At 58.9% G+C, this 16833-nt stretch carries 12 protein-coding genes and 1 pseudogene; 9 read left to right on the forward strand and 4 right to left on the reverse strand.

From position 1 onward, the window contains the following. Positions 1–266: 266 nt before the first annotated feature. Positions 267–1253 (reverse strand): glycosyltransferase family 2 protein, encoded by a 987-nt coding sequence (locus ACIOMO_RS14510; protein ID WP_401241534.1) that lies wholly within the window; start codon positions 1251–1253, stop codon positions 267–269. Positions 1254–1885: 632 nt separating this feature from the next. Between ACIOMO_RS14510 and ACIOMO_RS14515 the strand changes: the two genes are divergently transcribed. The 4 genes and pseudogenes from ACIOMO_RS14515 to fabF all read left to right on the forward strand — a co-directional run bounded on the left by ACIOMO_RS14515 (position 1886) and on the right by fabF (position 6498). Then, positions 1886–3748 carry a polysaccharide biosynthesis protein gene (locus ACIOMO_RS14515; protein WP_401241709.1) on the forward strand — a complete coding sequence of 621 codons (1863 nt, stop codon included), beginning with the start codon at positions 1886–1888 and terminating at the stop codon, positions 3746–3748. A 112-nt stretch (positions 3749–3860) separates the two neighbouring features. Beyond that, positions 3861–4195: pseudogene (locus ACIOMO_RS14520) on the forward strand (ComEA family DNA-binding protein). Between the two features lie 200 nt (positions 4196–4395). Further along, the gene (locus ACIOMO_RS14525) at positions 4396–5190 is read left to right on the forward strand and encodes an SDR family NAD(P)-dependent oxidoreductase (RefSeq protein ID WP_400648852.1); all 795 of its coding nucleotides are present in this window, start codon (positions 4396–4398) and stop codon (positions 5188–5190) included. Between the two features lie 33 nt (positions 5191–5223). Continuing rightward, positions 5224–6498, forward strand: coding sequence for a beta-ketoacyl-ACP synthase II (fabF, locus tag ACIOMO_RS14530; RefSeq protein ID WP_401241536.1), 1275 nt, complete (start codon positions 5224–5226; stop codon positions 6496–6498). Here the strand turns inward: fabF and ACIOMO_RS14535 are convergent. From ACIOMO_RS14535 to eat, 3 genes are all read right to left on the reverse strand, one after another. Next, the gene (locus ACIOMO_RS14535) at positions 6495–7052 is read right to left on the reverse strand and encodes a TetR/AcrR family transcriptional regulator (RefSeq protein WP_212543728.1); all 558 of its coding nucleotides are present in this window, start codon (positions 7050–7052) and stop codon (positions 6495–6497) included. The genes fabF and ACIOMO_RS14535 overlap by 4 nt on opposite strands. 139 nt (positions 7053–7191) lie before the next feature. Further along, positions 7192–7359 carry a DUF2897 family protein gene (locus tag ACIOMO_RS14540; RefSeq protein WP_080896048.1) on the reverse strand — a complete coding sequence of 56 codons (168 nt, stop codon included), beginning with the start codon at positions 7357–7359 and terminating at the stop codon, positions 7192–7194. Positions 7360–7581: 222 nt separating this feature from the next. Continuing rightward, a complete protein-coding gene (gene eat, locus ACIOMO_RS14545; protein WP_053122419.1) occupies positions 7582–8946 on the reverse strand; it encodes an ethanolamine permease in 1365 nt (454 codons plus the stop codon). A 416-nt stretch (positions 8947–9362) separates the two neighbouring features. Between eat and kdpF the strand changes: the two genes are divergently transcribed. The 5 genes from kdpF to ACIOMO_RS14570 all read left to right on the forward strand — a co-directional run bounded on the left by kdpF (position 9363) and on the right by ACIOMO_RS14570 (position 16802). Further along, positions 9363–9452, forward strand: a complete 90-nt coding sequence (gene kdpF, locus ACIOMO_RS14550; RefSeq protein ID WP_007899818.1) for a K(+)-transporting ATPase subunit F — start codon at positions 9363–9365, stop codon at positions 9450–9452. A gap of 8 nt (positions 9453–9460) precedes the next feature. Continuing rightward, positions 9461–11155: a potassium-transporting ATPase subunit KdpA gene (kdpA, locus tag ACIOMO_RS14555; RefSeq protein ID WP_401241540.1), complete on the forward strand. Its 1695-nt coding sequence runs from the start codon at positions 9461–9463 to the stop codon at positions 11153–11155. A 10-nt stretch (positions 11156–11165) separates the two neighbouring features. Then, on the forward strand, positions 11166–13223 hold the full coding sequence (kdpB, locus tag ACIOMO_RS14560) for a potassium-transporting ATPase subunit KdpB (protein WP_212543727.1): 2058 nt from the start codon (positions 11166–11168) through the stop codon (positions 13221–13223). Positions 13224–13453: 230 nt separating this feature from the next. Continuing rightward, complete coding sequence (gene kdpC / locus ACIOMO_RS14565; protein WP_401241543.1) at positions 13454–13999, forward strand: potassium-transporting ATPase subunit KdpC; 546 nt, start codon at positions 13454–13456, stop codon at positions 13997–13999. 151 nt (positions 14000–14150) lie between these two features. Then, positions 14151–16802, forward strand: coding sequence for a DUF4118 domain-containing protein (locus tag ACIOMO_RS14570; protein WP_401241546.1), 2652 nt, complete (start codon positions 14151–14153; stop codon positions 16800–16802). Positions 16803–16833: the final 31 nt, after the last annotated feature.

Here is a 16833-nt window from a genome sequence, read left to right on the forward strand (position 1 = left end):
TCCAACGTCTGGTTTACAGAGAAACCGGGGCCATCGACCGCCGATCGAAAAGGCGAAATCTGAAGATAAAATTGGGCAAACCCAGTGCTTGATGTCGGTTGCACTGAGTGAGCAGCGCCATCATTTTGCTAGGCTTGGGGAACCCTCGACAAGCCTTCGCCGTTGGCGGGCGGCACCTTACCATATGTGAAGCGCAGAGGCATCCATGCCCTATGGTGCTTACCTGACAGAAGAGTCGCCCAAGCGCTTGTTCTCGAGTACTTTGCTTAAATTCTGTTTAGGCAAACCGCGACGAACAGGCTGATGTTTCCTGGCAGCGTTTGACGATAAATTCCCGATTTCTGCATCAGGTAAAGCCGCGTAAAAAACGAGCTTCGGCGAGCTTGTTCAAATTGCTCCATCGTCTGTTGGCTTTGAGGGGTCAGCCTGAGGCGGAAGCTCTTCAGAATTCGCAGGTTATGGGTGTTCCATTCACTAAATCTCCCCGTGCACATTTTTGCCAGGCGGACCAATCGATTCCGCAACCCGTTATTTGCGCCGATGAGGTTCTCGTTGTGTTGGCGATAATCAAGAGTCGGCTGCGGGTCGTAGAAGACTTTTCCGCCGGATCCAGTGACGAGCAGATAGGTCAGCCAGTCGTGGGCGACGATCACTGCGTCATCCGGCGTTTCAGAAAGCAATTCGCGTGCTTGGGTGTTAATGAGCATGGTATTTGCCCCGGCGATACTCTGAACCAAGGCATTGGCGAATTCAGGCGCAGCGGAAAAGAGGGGCGAGTAGCCCTGTACCTGTTTGTCAGCCGAAATCAGGCGTGTCCTGGAGCAATAAAGGGCAGGAGTGCTTTGGGGAATAGCAGCTTTGGCGATACTTCGTTCAAGCTTGTCCTCGAACCAAATATCGTCTTGATCACTGAATGCGAAGTAGTCGGCGATGATTGCCCGATTTTTAATCAGTGATAGAAAGTTTCTGGCAAAACCTTGGCGCGGTCCGCTCAACAGGATCAGACGGTTCTTTCCTAAGACCTGTTGGTAGTTATTCAGCACGGCCAACGTGTCATCGTTCGAGCCATCGTCGGACGCATAAATAACCCAATTTTTATGCGTTTGCCTGACAAACGACTCTAGTTGCTCGCCAAGAAATCTTGACCCGTTATAGGTGCAAAGCAAAATAGCGACTGTCGCCCTGGATGTCTCGACCTCTGAAGAATCATGAGTCATCAGGCTTGAGTTAGAGCGTTGTGGCTGCGTGTTCATTTTTAAATCTCAAGCATTGCCGAGTCGTACTAGCCTCAACAGGAGATCAGACTTCTAATTCTGTTGAGTTCGGTGTGGATGCGCAATTTGGCTGCTGGGCTTTTTGAGGTGGGGCGTTCAACTCATCGAGTTTTATCCATGGAAAAAGTGGAGCGTCGGGCATTTTAAGGTGAATTGCTAAAAATGTCTGTGTCAGTGGCACTTTGCGCTTTTTGCATAATCACACCTCTGCGCTCTTCAACATTTGTGACCGCTGCGCACAAAGGATCAGGTGGTGAGGGTCTTGATACGCATGCTGCTGAGGCCAATGGCTTTCAAGCGACAACAGGATGCCCACTGATGCTCGTGAATGAAATTTTGGCATTCGCCTTGCGTTGTATTAATTTGAAATTATTCGTGTTGTTGGGTGAGGCTGGCATTTCCATGTGATCGAAGTAGCTCGCGCAGGTACACTGTAACAACGTCCGGGAGAGGGAGCGGGAATAGTGTTCGATGACGTTACGGATAAACTCAGAGTTTTTTTGGTTGGTCTTCCTCGCCGGAAAAAGCGACTGATTCAGGTCGCAACCGACGTTGTCTTGGTGTGGGTGGCACTTTGGCTAGCTTTCATCGTCCGCCTCGGCATCGACGACATGTACAACCCCTTGAAGGTCCATTTCTGGCTTTTCGCCTGCGCGCCGGTTGTAGCCATTCCCTTGTTCATCCGCTTCGGCATGTACCGAGCGGTCATGCGCTATTTTGGTAACGATGCCCTGATAGCCATCATTAAGGCTGTCAGTCTTTCGTCGCTGATCCTGGCGGTTGTTGTTTATTGGTACAGCAACCACCAGACCGTCGTCCCACGCTCCATCATCTTCAACTACTGGTGGCTTAGTCTCGTCATCATTGGTGGTCTGCGCCTGTGCATGCGCCAATACTTTATGGGCGACTGGTTCACCGCCGCCCAGCATGTTCCGTTTACCAGCCGCGATGACGGCCTCACGAAAGTTGCTATCTATGGTGCTGGGGTGGCGGGCAATCAATTGGTCGCGGCGCTGCGCATGGGGCGAGTCATGCGCCCAGTCGCATTCATCGACGACGATTCCAGCATTGCCGATCGCTCTATCTCAGGTCTCCAGGTATACAAACCCAAACACATTCAGCAGATGATCGACGTCACCGGCGCCCAGGAAATTCTCCTTGCGTTGCCGTCATCTACCCGCGCACGACGCCGGGAAATTCTCAATTTGCTAGAGGGTTATCCGCTTCACATACGAAGCGTCCCGAACTTCACTGACCTGGCCAGCGGCCGCGTAAAAGTCGAAGACATTCAGGAAGTAGATATCGCTGATTTGCTGGGTCGTGATGCTGTGCCAGCCCAGGCCGATTTGCTTGAGCGCTGTATCAAAGGTAAGACAGTGATGGTCACTGGTGCTGGCGGGTCGATCGGTTCGGAGCTGTGCCGGCAGATATTCTCACTTGGTCCGACCACGCTTTTACTGTTTGAGCACAGTGAGTTCAACCTTTACAGCATCCTGTCGGAATTGGAGCAGCGCGGCTGTCGTGAGTCGGTGTCGGTCAAGTTGCTGCCGATTCTCGGTTCAATTCGTCATCCGCACAAACTGCTGGATGTGATGAGGATCTGGCGGGTAGATACCGTTTATCACGCGGCTGCTTACAAACATGTGCCGATGGTCGAGCACAATATCGCTGAAGGTGTGCTCAACAATGTTATCGGTACGTTGAACACCGCCCAAGCTGCCTTGCAGTCGGGTGTGGCCAACTTCGTGCTGATTTCCACCGATAAAGCCGTGCGTCCTACCAATGTAATGGGTAGCACCAAGCGTCTCGCGGAACTGACGCTTCAAGCGCTCAGTCGTGAAATCGCCCCGGTACTGTTTGGCGACAAGGCCAATGTATCCCGGGTCAATAAAACCCGTTTTACCATGGTGCGTTTTGGGAATGTGTTGGGTTCCTCCGGCTCGGTCATTCCGTTATTTCACAGCCAGATTAAATCTGGCGGGCCTCTGACAGTTACCCATCCGAAAATCACGCGGTATTTCATGACCATTCCAGAGGCCGCGCAACTGGTTATTCAAGCCGGTTCAATGGGGCAGGGGGGCGACGTGTTCGTGCTGGACATGGGCGAGCCGGTGAAAATTGTCGAGCTCGCGGAAAAAATGATTCATCTGTCCGGTTTGAGCATCCGCTCGGAGCGCAATCCCCAGGGCGATTTGTCTATCGAGTTCACTGGCTTGCGCCCTGGTGAAAAGCTCTACGAAGAACTCCTGATCGGCGATAACGTTGCGGCGACCTCACACCCGATGATCATGACGGCCAGCGAAGATCATTTGCCTTGGGATGTTTTGAAGGGGCGCTTGAGCGAGCTGTTGGTTGCTGTCGAGAAGGACGACTATTCCCGAGTTCGCCTGTTGCTGCGTGAAACCGTCAGCGGCTACACCCCCGACGGCGAGATCGTTGACTGGATCTACCAGCAACGCCGCCTCGAGCCCTGATTGTTTCACATCCTGTAACGCTCGCATTTTTGACATGTACTCACCATGACCTAGGGTTGAAGAGCAGCTTGGAAAAAGCTGCTTCTCAATTCGATGTCATGGAGCTTCAACTATGCGTACCGGTTACTTCTATCTTTGATTTTTGCTCTGTTTGCCAGCGTCTCGATCGCCGCAGTTGCGGCGCCTGCGACGCCTACAGAGTCTTCAATAGCGCCTCACTCAGTTGAGGTGTCAGCATCGGCAGCGCATCCAAAACTCAATCTCAATGACGCTGATGCGGCGACGCTGCAGAAGGAGCTGTCCGGCGTCGGCGAAGCCAAGGCTAAAGCTATTGTTACTTACCGTGAAACAAATGGCCCGTTTGCATCGATTGATGAGTTGCTCGAAGTGAAAGGCATCGGCAAAGCGATTCTTGATCGTAATCGTGAAAAGCTGGAAGTGAACTAAGCTGATTGTTCAACGCCAAGGGGCCGGTCATTGACCGGCCTTTCTGTTTTCTGGCGGGCAGATCCAGCAGGGGATTTCGCGAGCGTTCGTCGGACAGCTAAAAATTACGGCTATCATATTGCGTTTAAATTATGCCTATAATAATTTCGCGATCAATGATCGAGACCCTTTTTCCCTTTGTGAATTTCAGGAGCACCGTCATGAATGCTGTTAAGCCCCAAGGTACCGCTCTCGTCACCGGCGCATCGTCCGGCATTGGTGCGATTTACGCAGAAAGGTTGGCTACCCGCGGGTTCGATTTGCTGCTGGTGGCTCGTGACAAGGAGCGTTTGGAAACCACCGCGAGCCATTTGCGCGAGGCCCACGGCATTCAGGTTGAAGTGCTCAAAGCGGATCTGACGCAAAAGGATGATGTGCTCAAACTTGAGCAGCGCCTGCGCAGCGACTCAAGCATCAGCCTGTTGGTGAACAATGCCGGGGTTGCCGCTGATGGTCTGTTGGCCAATGCCGATATGGATAAGCTCGAGCGTCTGATTCAGCTTAACGTCACCACAGTGACTCGTTTGGCTTCGGCTGCGGCAGCGAGTTTTGCCAAAGCCGGACGCGGCACGATTATTAATATCGCCTCAGTAGTGGCGCTGTTCCCCGAGCGTTTCAACGCCACGTACAGTGCGAGCAAGGCTTATGTGTTGAGCCTGACTCAATCGCTGCATGCCGAACTCGACGGCACGGGCGTCAAGATTCAAGCCGTGCTGCCTGGCGTGACCCGTACCGAAATCTGGGAACGTTCCGGAATCGATGCCAGCGGCATTCCTGCAGAAATGGTCATGGACGCGGGCGAGATGGTCGACGCCGCGCTGGCCGGTCTCGATCAGGGCGAATTGATCACCATTCCTTCCCTGCCTGATGCGGGCGAATGGCAAGCCTTCGTTGCGGCCCGGCATGTCATGGCGCCGAACCTGTCCCGCAGTGCTGCGGCCAGTCGTTATAAGTAAGTCCCTTGCAAGTTGGTCAGAGGAAAGCGCGGTATGAATCAGCGTCGAATTGTAGTTACCGGGATGGGTCTGGTTTCGCCTTTGGGCAGTGATGTCGAAGTCGTTTGGCAGCGGTTACTGGGCGCGCGATCTGGTTTGCGCACTCTACCGGAAGCGGTGAGCGCTGATTTGCCCACCCGCGTCGGCGGCATAGTGCCAACGCTGGCGGAGGACGCCGAAGGCGGTTTCGATCCCGATCGCGCCACGCCACCGAAAGAACAGAAGAAAATGGATCGCTTCATTCTGTTCGCCATGGAGGCGGCGCGGCAGGCATTGGAGCAGGCAGGATGGCATCCGACCGACGCTGCGGATCAGGAACGCACGGCGACGATCATCGGTTCCGGAGTAGGTGGCTTCGGTGCGATCGCCGATGCAGTGCGCACCACGGACAGCCGTGGCCCACGACGTTTGTCGCCGTTCACCATTCCGTCATTTCTGGTGAATCTGGCGGCGGGTCATGTGTCGATCCAGCATGGTTTGAAAGGCCCCTTGGGTGCACCGGTAACGGCATGTGCCGCTGGCGTTCAGGCAATCGGCGATGCGGCCAGATTGATTCGAGTCGGCGAAGCGGACATTGCTGTGTGCGGCGGGGCGGAGGCGGCGATTGATCGGGTCAGCCTCGCTGGTTTTGCGGCAGCCCGAGCCCTGTCCAGCGGCTACAACGACACGCCGGAACGTGCCTCGCGTCCATTCGACAGTGGTCGTGACGGTTTTGTGATGGGCGAGGGCGCTGGGTTGCTGGTCATTGAGTCACTGGAGCATGCGCTTGCGCGCGGGGCAAAACCGCTGGCCGAATTGGTCGGTTACGGTACCAGCGCTGATGCGTATCACCTGACTGCCGGGCCTGAAGACGGTAGCGGTGCGCGACGGGCGATGGAACTGGCACTGGCTCAGGCCGGCATTAAAGCCGCTGAGGTGCAGCATCTCAACGCCCACGCCACTTCAACGCCGGTCGGGGATCTGGGCGAGTTGGCGGCGATCAAAAGTGTGTTCGGTACAGAAAACAAAATCGCCGTAACGTCGACGAAATCGGCAACCGGACATCTACTCGGTGCGGCAGGTGGGCTGGAGGCGATCTTCACGCTGTTGGCGATTCGTGATCAGGTGGTGCCGCCGACGCTCAATTTTGAAAATCCGGATCCGGCGAGTGAAGGCGTGGACATCGTGCACGGCAAGGCACGTTCGATGCCAATCGAATATGCATTGTCCAACGGCTTCGGCTTCGGTGGGGTCAATGCCAGCGTGTTGTTCAAACGCTGGAAAGACTAGTCCTGCTGATTTTTCAGATGCGCGCGCGTAACGCCGAGGATGCGCTGGGCCAGCTCCGGATCTTCGACGCTGCGCGCGAGTACCAGCGCTCCCAACAGAGTGGCCATGATCACGATGCTGCGATCAGCGGCACTCTCGCCACCGAGGGTGTTCTGCACTTGCTCGAGTCGCGCATTAAGCACAGCGTCGGTGGTCGGGCTTGGCTGTCCGCGCAAACCGAGCTCCGAAGACATGGTCGGTAACGGGCAGCCTTCATGGGGCGAGGTGTAGTGCCATTCGGACAGGTAACTGTCGATGAAGGCTTCCAGAGGTTGCTCTTCAGAAAACAACATGGCGCAGTGCGCATCGAGCTGAGCGCCGGCTTCTTGCAGGGCCTTCTCCACCAATTCGTCCTTGGATTTGAAGTGCGAGTAGAAGCCACCGTGGGTCAACCCCAGTGCCTTCATCAAGGGTTGCAAGCCTGTGGCGCCGATTCCGTCCTTGCGAAATCGTGCCGAGGCTTCCTTGATGATGCGCTGATGGGTCTGGGCTTTATGGTCCTGCGAGTAACGCATCTGAAACTCTCTCCGCAACAATGCCCCCATCTTAACCACACAAAATTAAATGGTGACTGTACTTCTACTTCTAAAAAGCATGCAGATAAGTCCAAAGCGTGTAAAAAACACAAACCCCGCCGATTGGGCGGGGTCTGGTTCAGCGGTCTTGCGCTTCTTTGGCGTCCGCTTCGGCGTTGCGTGCAGCCACGCGTTTGCGTTCTTCATCAGTCAGTTCGACCTTGTTGGCGGTGTCTCGCAACATCATCAAACCGCCAACGATCGAGCCGATTGCAACGACCAGAATCAACCAGGCATACCAGGGCATAACGGCTCTCCTTAATGGCAGATCGATCGACGAGGATTTCGCCGTGCGACGCTGCTTACCACTTTTGAGCGAAGCGACTTCGCAGTGGTTCCATTCTAGGCCTGATATCCCCGCAGCACCTTAATTCCCTGTAGGAGCTGCCGAAGGCTGCGATCTGTTGATCTTTTGTTTTTAACAAGCAAAGTCAAAAGATCGCAGCGTGCCGCAGCTCCTACAGGGGACTTATTGGCCCGTGAGCATGGCGTCGGCCGGCGCATTGGCGCGCAACTGGCCGGTGAGCAGGAAGTAGCCGAAGCCCACGGCCATGAAGCCGAGGAAAATCAGCCCGATCAACGCGTTGAACCACGCCATCGCCACCAGGCACACCACCGCCAAAACCAGCGCGATCATCGGGATCAGCGGATAGCACGGCGCGCGGAAAGTACGCTCCAGGTTCGGCTCCGATTTGCGCAGTTTGAACAGGCTGAGCATGCTCATGATGTACATCACGATCGCGCCGAATACGGCCATGGTGATCATCGCGGCGGTGAGGGTCATGCCGCCGAGGTTGATCAGGCCGTCGCTGTAGATCGCCGCGATGCCGATGATGCCGCCGACAATGATCGCGCGGTGCGGCGTCTGGAAGCGCGAGAGTTTTGCCAGCGAAGCGGGCAGGTAGCCGGCGCGGGCGAGTGCGAAGAACTGCCGCGAGTAGCCGAGGATGATCCCGTGGAAACTCGCCACCAGCCCGAACAGGCCGATCCAGACCAGCATGTGCAGCCAGCCCGAATTGTCGCCGACCACGGTTTTCATGGCTTGCGGCAGTGGGTCGTTGATGTTGGCCAAGGTGCGCCAGTCACCGACGCCGCCAGCAAAGAACATCACGCCCATCGCCAATAAAACCAAAGTCAGAATGCCGCTGATATAGGCCTTGGGAATCGTGCGTTTCGGATCCTTGGCTTCTTCGGCGGCCATCGCCGCGCCTTCGATGGCGAGGAAAAACCAGATCGCAAACGGAATCGCCGCGAACATGCCGGCAATCGCTGGCGCACCGAATACGTCTGAACCGGCCCAGCCATTTAGAGCGAAGTTGCTGAAGCTGAAGGCCGGCGCGACCACGCCCATGAACACCAGCAATTCGGCGACGGCCAGCACGCAGACGATCAATTCAAACGTCGCCGCCAGTTTCACCCCGAGAATGTTTAAGCCCATAAAGACGATATACGCGCCGACTGCTGCGTGTTTCGGATCAAGCGCCGGAAACTGCACATTCAAATAAGCGCCGATGGCCAGCGCAATCGCCGGTGGCGCGAAGACGAATTCGATCAGCGTCGCCAACCCTGCGATCAGCCCACCTTTCTCACCGAAGGCTCGACGGCTGTAGGCAAACGGCCCGCCAGCATGGGGAATCGCGGTGGTCAGTTCGGTGAAGCTGAAGATAAAGCAGGTGTACATGGTCGCGACCATGAACGAAGTCACCAGAAAACCCAGCGTGCCAGCGACGCCCCAGCCGTAACTCCAGCCGAAATATTCCCCGGAAATCACCAGGCCGACGGCGATGCCCCACAGGTGCAACGTGCCCAGCGTGGGTTTGAGTTGTGTGTTCATGCGCTTGCTCCCTGAACGGTTTGGAAAGCTCGGGGGAGGGCGCGTGCAGTGGGCGTGCCATTGCGGTGAAACAAGTCGTAATAAGTTGAATGGGGTCGTATCGGGGATGTTCGCAGCTGGATGGCCCGTATTTGTGCGCCAGTTGGGTGCAGTGGTGCCTGTTATGCCGTTTTCGCGAGCAAGCTCGCTCCCACAGGTTTCAGCGGTGTCTGGACGCGCGCATTTCAAAATGTGGGAGCGAGCTTGCTCGCGAAGAGGCCTGGCCTGATGACGCAAATGCCTGCTGTAACGCCCGCATAAACCCACTCTTTACGCTTTCTTTATGCCCAGCCAACCCCCTCGGTCTCGTTCCTTTACACCCTCCTTTCCGACAATCACCCCACACGCGGCAATACGCCGTAACACGGAGATCTTCCATGAGCGTTCTGGACGGGGTGTCACTGCTACTGGCAGTGGGGCTGTTCATTTATCTGTTGGTTGCGCTGTTGCGCGCGGATCGGAACTAGGAGCGGCTATGCACAGTTATGACTATTGGCTGATCCTCGCGTTTTTTGCGTTGGTCTTGCTGCCGGCGCCGTTCCTCGGGCGCTTCTACTACAAAGTGATGGAAGGTCAGCGCACCTGGCTGACGCCGATTCTTGGCCCGGTCGAGCGCGGTTGCTATCGCGTTGCGGGTGTCGATCCCGAGGCTGAACAGAGCTGGCAGAAGTACACGCTGGCGCTGCTGGCGTTCAACCTTGCCGGTTTCCTGCTGCTGTTCGCGATTCTGTTGTTCCAGGATCACTTGCCGCTGAACCCACAGAACCTGCCGGGCCAGGAATGGACGCAGGCGTTCAACACCGCGATCAGTTTCATGACCAACACCAACTGGCAGTCCTACAGCGGCGAAGCGACCCTCAGCTACCTGAGCCAGATGGTCGGCCTCACCGTGCAGAACTTCGTCAGCGCCGCCACCGGCCTCGCCGTACTGGTCGCGCTGTGCCGTGGCATCGGTCGCAAATCGACGAAAACCCTCGGCAACTTCTGGGTCGACATGACCCGCGCCACCCTCTATGGCCTGCTGCCGCTGTGCCTGCTGCTGGCGTTGTATCTGGTCTGGCAAGGCGTGCCGCAAACCTTCGCGCAGTATGTGCATGCGGTGACGATGCAGGGCGTTGATCAAGTGATTCCGCTGGGTCCGGCCGCCAGTCAGATTGCGATCAAGCAACTGGGCACCAACGGTGGCGGCTTCTTCGGTGTCAACTCGGCGCATCCGTTCGAGAACCCGACCGCGTGGAGCAACCTGTTCGAAGTCACCTCGATCATTCTGATCCCGGTGGCGCTGGTGTTCACCTTCGGTCATTACGTCAAAGACCTGCGTCAGAGCCGCGCGATCATCGCCTGCATGCTGGCGCTGTTTCTGATCGGCGGCGCGACCTCGTTGTGGGCCGAGTACCAACCGAACCCGACCCTGAACAACGCCGCCATCGAACAGACCGCGCCGCTGGAAGGCAAGGAAGCACGTTTCGGCACCACCGCCACCGTGCTCTGGTCGGTGACCACCACGGCCGCGTCGAACGGTTCGGTCAACGGCATGCACGACAGCCTCAACCCACTCAGCGGTATGGTCGCGCTGGTCAACATGATGGTCGGTGAAGTGATCTTCGGCGGCGTCGGTGCCGGGCTCTACGGCATGTTGCTCAACGTACTGATCGCAGTGTTCCTCGCCGGTTTGATGATCGGCCGAACCCCGGAATACCTCGGCAAAAAACTCCAGGCCCGGGAAGTGCAATTGCTGGTGGTGACCTTGCTGGTGATGCCGGTCGGCGTGCTGGTGCTCGGTGCGATTGCCGCAGCGGTGCCCAGTGCTGCGGCGACCATCAGCAACCCCGGCCCGCACGGTTTCAGCCAGTTGCTCTACGCCTACACCTCGGCGAGTGCCAACAACGGTTCGGCGTTCGGTGGCCTCAGCGCGAACACGCCGTTCCACAACTTGATGTTGGGTCTGGGCATGTTGATCGGTCGCTTCGGTTACATCCTTCCGGTTCTGGCCTTGGCTGGCAGTCTAGCGATGAAGAAAACCGCCCCGATCGGCCAGAACAGCTTCCCGACCCACGGCCCGCTGTTCGTGACCCTGTTGACCGTGACCATTTTGCTGGTGGGCGGCCTGACCTTCCTGCCAACCCTGGCGCTCGGCCCAATCGCCGAACACCTGAGCATGGGCTTCTGAGGACTGAATGATGAATATGCCCGCAATCAAACCCGCCGCCGTCAAGGCGCCGGAACAAGCGAAAACCGCGATCTCGGCCCTGTGGCGTCCGGCGCTGGTGCAAGCTTTCGTCAAGCTCGACCCTCGGCAGTTGAAGCGTTCGCCGGTGATGCTGGTGGTCGAACTGACCGCGATTTTCACCACCGTGCTGTGCTTCCTCCCGGATGCCGACGTGCCGACCTTTGTCGCCGCACAAATCGCGCTGTGGCTGTGGTTCACCGTGCTGTTCGCCAACTTCGCCGAGGCCTTGGCCGAAGGTCGCGGCAAGGCCCGCGCCGACAGCCTCAAGGCCGGCAGCGAAGGCCTCAGCGCTCGGCGCAAACAGGCCAATGGCAGCTTTCAAGTGGTGCCGGCGGCGAGTCTGCGCAAGGGCGATGTGGTGCGCGTCGAAGCCGGGGAAATGATCCCCGGTGACGGCGAAGTCATCGAAGGCATCGCGGCGGTCAACGAAGCAGCGATCACCGGTGAATCGGCGCCAGTGATTCGTGAGTCCGGCGGCGACCGTTCGGCTGTCACCGGCAACACCCGACTGGTGTCCGACTGGTTGCTGGTGAAGATCACCGTCAACCCGGGCGAGTCGACCCTCGATCGCATGATCGCCCTGGTCGAAGGCGCCAAACGCCAGAAAACCCCGAACGAAGTGGCGCTGGATATTCTGCTGATCGGCCTGACGTTGATCTTCCTGTTGGTGGTCGTGACCCTGCAACCGTTCGCCCATTTCGCTAACGGCAGCTTGCCGCTGGTGTTTCTGGTGGCGCTGCTGGTCACACTGATTCCGACCACCATTGGCGGTCTGCTGTCGGCCATCGGTATTGCCGGGATGGATCGTCTGGTGCGCCTCAACGTCATCGCCAAGTCTGGCCGCGCGGTGGAAGCGGCGGGCGATGTGCACGTGCTGCTGCTCGACAAGACCGGCACCATCACCTTCGGCAATCGTCGTTGCAGCGCGGTGTATGCCGCGCCGGGTGTGAATGGTCGTGAGTTGGCCGAGGGCGCGCTGTTTGCTTCGCTGGCCGACGACACCGCTGAAGGCAAGTCGATCGTCGAGTACCTGCGCGGTCTGCATCCGCAAGCTGAACCGGCGCCGGAAACCCTGACGGGCGTGCCGTTCAGCGCCGAGACGCGTTTATCCGGCGTCGACTATCAGGGCCGCGTGTATCGCAAAGGCGCGGTGGATTCGCTGCTGAGTTTCCTCGGTCAGAAACGCGCGGATCTGGCCCCGGCGCTGGCGCGGGAAATCGACAAGATCGCGCAGAGCGGTGGCACGCCGTTGCTGGTTTGCGCGGACGGTAAATTGCTCGGTGCGATCCACCTCAAGGACGTGGTTAAACCAGGGATTCGTGAGCGCTTTGCTGAGCTGCGCAAACTCGGGATTCGCACCGTCATGGTCACCGGCGACAACCCGCTGACCGCTGCCGCAATTGCTGCTGAAGCAGGTGTCGATGACGTTCTCGCTGAGGCCACGCCGGAGAAAAAACTCGCGCGTATTCGTCACGAGCAAAACGACGGTCGTCTGGTTGCGATGTGCGGCGACGGCGCCAACGATGCCCCGGCGCTGGCCCAGGCTGACGTTGGTATGGCGATGAACGACGGCACACAAGCGGCGCGTGAAGCGGCGAACATGGTCGATCTCGACAGCGACCCGACCAAGCTGCTCGACGTGGTGCAGATCGGCAAGGAATTGCTGGTGACCCGTGGTGCGCTGACGACCTTTTCCATCGCCAACGACGTGGCCAAATACTTCGCCATTCTGCCAGCGCTGTTTGCCTCGATTTATCCGCAACTGGGCGTGCTGAACATCATGCAGTTGACCAGTCCGCAGAGCGCGATTCTCTCGGCGATTGTGTTTAACGCATTGATCATCGTTGTGCTGATTCCGTTGGCATTGCGCGGTGTGCGCGTGCAGGCAGCGAGTGCGGCGGCGTTGTTGCGGCGCAATCTGTTGATCTATGGATTGGGCGGGATTCTGGTGCCGTTTGTGGGGATCAAGGCGATCGACATGCTGCTCACGGCGTTGCATTTGGTTTGAGGCTGGAAGAGCCCCTCACCCTAGCCCTCTCCCGGAGGGAGAGGGGACTGACCGAGGTGTTTTTGAGAGGTATACCGACTTGCGATTTCGGAGTTGAACGCAAGTTTTGAGTCCAATAAAGATCGGCTCCCTTTCCCCTCGCCCCCTTGGGGGAGAGGGCTGGGGTGAGGGGGAAACGATCCCCCTGACACCCCACAAAAAGTTTGCCCAACGAATTCGAGGATTTTGAAATGTCCACAATGATACGTCCCGCCCTCAGCCTGCTGGTGCTGATGACCCTGGTCACCGGCGTCGCTTACCCGCTGGTGGTCACCGGCATCGCCCAGGTCGCTTTCCCCGAGCAAGCCAACGGCAGCCTCGTCCACGATGCCACCGGCAAAGTCCGCGGCTCGTCCCTGATCGCTCAGGATTTCGTCGGCGATGCCTGGTTCCATCCACGTCCTTCCGCCGGCGCCTTCGCCACGGTTTCCAGCAGCGCCAGCAACCTCGCGCCGAGCAACCCGGCACTCGCCACGCGGGTGATCGACGACGCCAACAAATTGCAGGTGCCAGGCCAGGGCCCGGTGCCGTTGGCGCTATTGACCACCTCCGGCAGCGGCCTCGATCCGCACTTGCCTCCGGCGGCAATTGCCTATCAACTGGCGCGAGTCGCGGCAGCGCGCAACCTGCCGGTCGCGACCTTGCAGCAACTGCTCGATGCGCACATCGAACAGCCGCTGGTGGGGCCGCCGGTGGTCAATGTGCTGGAGCTGAACATGGCACTGGAAAAGCTGTAGATCAAAAGATCGCAGCCTGCGGCAGCTCCTACACTGGATCGGCGTACACCCGCCGATCATGTCCCGGATTGACAGGCCCATGTAGGAGCTGCCGCAGGCTGCGATCTTTTAACGCTTCACCCCAATGATAAACTGAACAAGGCAACCTCAGATGAGCGACTCCGGCCGCGCCGACGCACTGTTAGCAGACCTGCCCCGCGACGGCCGGGGCCGGCTCAAGGTTTTCCTCGGCGCCGCCCCCGGTGTCGGCAAAACCTACGCCATGCTCCAGGCCGCGCACACGCAACTCCGTCAGGGCGTAAAAGTCCTCGCCGGCGTCGTCGAAACCCATGGCCGCGCCGAAACCGAAGCGCTCCTTGGCGGCTTGCCGCAACAACCGCTGCTGCGCTCGGAATACCGTGGCGTGATGCTCGAAGAGATGGATCTCGACGGCATCCTCGCGGCCAAACCGAAACTGGTGCTGGTCGATGAACTGGCCCACAGCAACGCCCCCGGCAGTCGCCACGACAAACGCTGGCAAGACATTCAGGAATTGCTCGCCGCCGGCATCGACGTGTTCACCACGGTCAACGTCCAGCACCTTGAAAGTCTTAACGATCAGGTACGCGGCATCACCGGTGTGCAGGTGCGCGAAACCCTGCCGGACTGGGTGCTGCAAGAAGCCTACGAACTGCTGCTGATCGACCTGCCGCCGCGCGAATTGCTTGAGCGTCTGCGCGAAGGCAAGGTCTACGTGCCGGAGCAGGCGCGTGCGGCGATCGATGCGTTTTTCACCCAGACCAACCTCACTGCATTGCGCGAACTGGCGATGCAAACCGCCGCCGCGCAAGTCGATAACGATCTTGCGCAAGGTTATCGCCAACTCGGTCAAGCCGCGCCGGCGGTGCGTGGCAGATTGTTGGTCGGAGTCGATGGCGATGCGCAGGCCGAACGCCTTGTGCGCCACGCCAGCCGGGTCGCGCAGCGTCGGCATTTGCCGTGGAGTCTGGTGCACGTCGACAACGGCAGCGTGCGCGACGAGCAATCGCGGCTGCGTCTGCAAAGCGCTCAGCAGTTGGCCGAACGCCTCGGCGGTGAAGTGGTTTTATTGCGCGCCGGTGAGGTGGCGAAAACCCTGATCCAGCATGCCGCCGAACGTCGCGCGAGTCTGGTGCTGGTCGGCCAGTCGCGACCGCGTTTGCGTCGTCGACTGTTCGGTGGCGGTCTCGCAGCGCGCTTACTGCGCCAAGCCCACGGTCTGGAAATCAACGTCCTCGACAGCGATCACCAACAGCATCAACCGCGCCAACGCAACCCGCTGACGCTGGTGTGGTTCGATTACGCGCTGGCGCTGGTCGCCACGCTTTTGGCCAGTGCTTTGGCGTGGGCGGTGTCGAGTGTGTTGCCGTTGCCGAACATCTCGCTCGTGTTCCTCGCGGCGGTGTTGCTGGTGGCGGTGCGCAGCAGCCTCGGCCCGGCGCTGGCCTGTGCAGCGCTGTCGTTTCTGACCTACGATTTTTTATTCATTCCGCCGAATTTTTCCTTCAGCATCCAGCGCGAAGAAGACGTGCTGACCCTGTTGTTTTTCCTGTTGATGGCGGCGCTCACCGGCAACCTTGCGGCGCGTCAGCGTCGACAATTGCAGGCGTTGCGCGACACCCAGGAAGAGACCACCGAGCTGCTCGATCTGTCACGCAAACTGACGGCCGCAACTGATCGTCAAGCCGTGGTCAGCGCCGCCGCGCAACACCTCAACGGCTGGAGCGATCTGCAACTCTGCCTGCTCAATCGTGACGGCCAGGGCGGCTGGAAAATCGAGACCGGCGGGCCGCTGCAATTCACTGAATCCGAACGCGCCGCCGCCGATTGGGCCTGGCAACACGATCAACCGGCGGGTATGGGCACCGGCACGTTGCCATTCGGGCGTTGGTGGTGGTGGCCGTTGTCGGTCGAGGATGGGCCGCTGGCGCTGCTCGGTGTTTGCGCCAAAGAAGGCCAGACCTTGAGCGGTCAGCGCCGACGTCTGCTGACAGCATTGAGCCAGCCGCTGGCGCAGGCACTGGCCCGCGCGCAACTGGCCGACGATCTCGAAGCCGCACGCCTGCATGGCGAAACCGAGCAATTGCGCAGTGCGCTACTGGCCTCGGTTTCACATGATTTGCGCACGCCGCTGACCGCCATGCGCGGCAGCATCGACAGCCTGTTGGCACTCGGCGAAGCGATCCCGTTGGAGGATCGTCGCGAGCTGCTCGAAGGCACGCGCGACGAAGCCGAGCGTCTTGATCGCTACATCCAGAATCTGCTCGACATGACCCGCCTCGGCCACGGCGCGCTGAAACTGGCGCGGGACTGGGTGTCGCCGGCGGATATCGTCGGCAGTTCGCTCAATCGCCTGCGCGCGGTGCTGGCGCCGTTGCAGGTCAGCACCGAGGTGCCGGCCGAGTTGCCGTTGCTGTTCGTGCATGCTGCGCTGATCGAGCAGGCGTTGGTCAACGTGATGGAAAACGCCGCACGGTTTTCGCCAAATCACGGTCGTCTGGAGCTGCGTGCTGGCGCCGATGACAGCGAGATTTTCTTCTCGGTCAGTGACGAAGGCCCGGGGATTCCCGAAGACGAGCGCGCGAAGATTTTCGACATGTTCTACACCGCTGCACGCGGCGATCGCGGTGGGCAGGGCACCGGTCTCGGGCTGGCAATCTGTCAGGGCATGGTCGGTGCACATGGCGGACGCATCACCGTCGCTGACGGCATCGAAGGGCGCGGCACTTGCATGACCCTGCACTTGCCGTTGCATACGCAACCGGGGATGGACAATGAAGCCTGATGCCGACTGCGCTACTCTCTCGCCCATCTTT

Origin of the sequence: Pseudomonas sp. NPDC087804, assembly GCF_044742965.1 — a bacterium.
Taxonomy (GTDB): Bacteria; Pseudomonadota; Gammaproteobacteria; order Pseudomonadales; family Pseudomonadaceae; genus Aquipseudomonas; species Aquipseudomonas rustica.